This is a genomic window from Pseudomonas helleri (assembly GCF_009600315.1).
In the GTDB taxonomy this organism is placed as follows: Bacteria; Pseudomonadota; Gammaproteobacteria; order Pseudomonadales; family Pseudomonadaceae; genus Aquipseudomonas; species Aquipseudomonas helleri_A.
Genome location: NZ_WIWC01000080.1, coordinates 1 through 2,742 on the forward strand (window position 1 = coordinate 1; position 2,742 = coordinate 2,742).

A 2,742-nucleotide genomic window follows, 5' to 3' on the forward strand; every position below is an offset into this window, starting at 1 on the left:
AAGACGGTCACCAAAGGGAAGGGCTTGACCCTCTAGATCCTGCTTTCATGAGTTTCCCCCAACGAACTAACGGCTTGTCATGCAGGTCACGGCCTACAAGAATGCCGTATTGGGTACGTGGCTTTATTTCATCGATGAACTGCCTGAAATCAGGGCTGAGCAGTGATCCAGCCTCAAAGCAGTATTGGCCTGCTGCAACAGCACAAGCGATGCCCAATATGTCATCAAAACTGCTCAGGTCCTTGGCTTTGAAGGCGATCAGCGTTTTTCCGTTTTGTGGTCGTATATCCACGATCATCAGTTGAAATCCAAGTCAGTTTGGTCAGGTGGGGGCAGATCATCGGCGCCTAGAATCGGGCGTTCATCCCCATAGATCACTGGAACGGCTTTGAGCTTTTTCACTTGATCCCAGCCTTCTTCCTGCTCGCATTCATGGGCTACAACCGTTGCCGAGAAAACTGCCTTGCGCTGTCCAGCGGTGCCTGCGAACGCTATCTGCTCGTTGACCACATAGGTCGAGACGTTGCCGGTCTTGATCGTTTGAACAAACTGGTGATCCGCAAGGTACTTCACACCGCGTGAAATGGTCGCTCTAGACCTGTTCAGGATTTTGCAGAGGGTTACTTGAGATATCGTCACTGCGTTGGTGCCAATCTGCATGTTCTCCCTGATAACGCTGAACACCAAGGCTGCCGCTGGGTTGTCTCGCTGCATCGCTCTTAAGTTCTTTTCGGCGGCTCTACTCATCATGTAGTAACCCCCCGCCACCCGGTTTTTGGTTACTGCTGAAAGCCGCCGTTCCTGCTCTAGCGTGTCGACTGTGTGGCTCAGCAAGGCCCTCACTTGGGTGAGCTGTTCCTCCAGCTTTTGAACCTTTTTTTCGTCCTGAGACATGTATCACCCCGTGAAACATTAGTGTGCATTTTTTGAAGCATCATGCCTCATGCTAGCAAGATGCATGATGTCTCACAAATGCTTTATGACGTATAGCGATGTCTCACCGGGTGATACATAGATGTATAGCCACGTGAGACATCGCTCTTTGGATGAAACTTATATAAATCAACTACTTAACCTATTTTCTACTGCTTTCTCTTCTAATTCTCTAAAGGGCGACGCCCTTGCCGCGCTTCGCTTGGCATACCCAGTCGCTTCGCTCCGAAAATGCCTGCCCTCCGGGCAGCGACTTTTTAAGGCTTGCAGCGGGCCTTCGGCCCTCGCCCAATTGGGCTTTGCCCCCTTGGAACCCCCACTCTTGCCGCCGAGGGCTCGGGGGGCAGGGGGAAGAGCGCCCCCTGCCCCCACTCACGGAGGCTGGGGTCACTCCGTGGGCGTCAAGGGGCCGAGTCCTCGCCGCTTCGCGTCTGCGGGCCGCACCAACCCCTTGACCCCCACTCCATTCGAAGTGGAAGGGGGTCAAGGTTCGCGCAGCGACCGCGAAGCGGCCCCGACCTTGACGCCCTGGAACGACCCCAACGCTCAGGGCTGGTGGTCAGGGGCGCTCTTCCCCTGACCGCCTGCCACGTGGCGAACGGACAAGCCCCCTTGGGGGGGCGCGTCAGTGGGGGGGAGCAAGGCGAAGCCGCGCAGGCCTTTGGTACTTTTGGCCTTTTGGCCCATGTGAAAATTTCATTGACGCAGGGGCTTTTCGAACGATCTTTGCGAAGCAAAGTCTAGTGAGTACACTTGTAATCAAGTGGCCCAGCGGAGCTAGGCGAATTTCGAGCGGATCGGGGATGACATGGCATACGCAATCATGCGAGCAAAGAAGCTCGCCAATATGGGCGCAGTGGCGGCTTCGATGCAGCATTGCTACCGGGAACGTGAGACGCAAAATGCTGACCAGAAGCGCACGCCCGACAACCAGCACCTGGTCGCGAAAAACACGGACGAGGCGATGGGCAAATTGCGGGATTTGCTGCCGGAGAAACGGCGCAAAGACGCGGTATTGGCCGTCGAATACGTGATATCGGCTAGCCCTGAATGGTTCGCCAAATCGACACCAGAACAGGAAAAGGCGTTCTTCCAGCAGTCCTTGCAGTGGTTAGCGGACAAATACGGTGCCGATCGCATCGTCACAGCCAGCATTCACCGGGACGAAACAACTCCTCATCTGTCCGCTTTCGTCGTGCCGCTGACTCAAGACAAACGCCTGAGCGCCAAGGAGTTCATCGGCAGTCGCGACAAAATGCGCGCGGACCAAACCTCCTACGCAGCCTGTGTGGCCAATCTTGGTTTGGAGCGCGGGATCGAAGGCAGCATGGCCAACCATCAGCGAATTCAGCAGCACTACGCGGCGGTCCAACAGGGAATGGAGTCTTCCGTGACGCTTCGGCCCTCATCCGTAGAACCGCGGGTGCTGGAGAAGGCGACTTTGCTGGAGCGAGTCAGAGGCCGTGGGGATCTGGTCGAAGATGCAGAAATGATCGCCAAGCGTGTGACGAAGGATTTGAACAAAGGGTTTGCGGGGACCGTTGCTAAGGCCTCTGAGAGCGTTGAGAGCGAACGCAAGGCGAGAGAGGCACGGAACACGGCAAAAGGCCTCAGAAAGCGCCTGGAGACGTTTGAGGGGTCTTTCAGGGGGCTTACGAAGGATCAGATCGCCAGCGTGCTCAAGATGGCCTCCGAACTCCAGCAGGAGAACGCAAAGGCCAAGGAGCAGAGCAAGACGGTCACCAAAGGGAAGGGCTTGACCCTCTAGATCCTGCTTTCATGAGTTTCCCCCAACGAACTAACGGCTTG

Annotated in this window: 3 protein-coding genes; 1 reads left to right on the top strand and 2 read right to left on the bottom strand. The window is 55.9% G+C overall.

What is annotated here, in order from left to right; all coding sequences use genetic code 11:
* Positions 1–7: 7 nt before the first annotated feature.
* Positions 8–298 carry a hypothetical protein gene (locus tag GHN86_RS22825; protein WP_048403116.1) on the bottom strand — a complete coding sequence of 97 codons (291 nt, stop codon included), beginning with the start codon at positions 296–298 and terminating at the stop codon, positions 8–10.
* Positions 298–894 (bottom strand): hypothetical protein, encoded by a 597-nt coding sequence (locus GHN86_RS22830; RefSeq protein WP_053221401.1) that lies wholly within the window; start codon positions 892–894, stop codon positions 298–300. The genes GHN86_RS22825 and GHN86_RS22830 overlap by 1 nt, the downstream gene beginning before the upstream one ends.
* Before the next feature lie 847 nt (positions 895–1,741).
* On the opposite strand from GHN86_RS22830, the gene mobV reads away from it, so the two are divergent.
* Positions 1,742–2,701: a MobV family relaxase gene (gene mobV, locus GHN86_RS22835; protein ID WP_153387375.1), complete on the top strand. Its 960-nt coding sequence runs from the start codon at positions 1,742–1,744 to the stop codon at positions 2,699–2,701.
* Positions 2,702–2,742 lie beyond the last annotated feature (41 nt).

Excerpts from the sequence above, each read along its gene's own strand:
- GHN86_RS22825 (WP_048403116.1), bottom strand. The coding sequence starts at position 298 with ATGATCGTGGATATACGACCACAAAACGGAAAAACGCTGATCGCCTTC.
- GHN86_RS22830 (WP_053221401.1), bottom strand. The coding sequence starts at position 894 with ATGTCTCAGGACGAAAAAAAGGTTCAAAAGCTGGAGGAACAGCTCACC.
- mobV (WP_153387375.1), top strand. The coding sequence starts at position 1,742 with ATGGCATACGCAATCATGCGAGCAAAGAAGCTCGCCAATATGGGCGCA.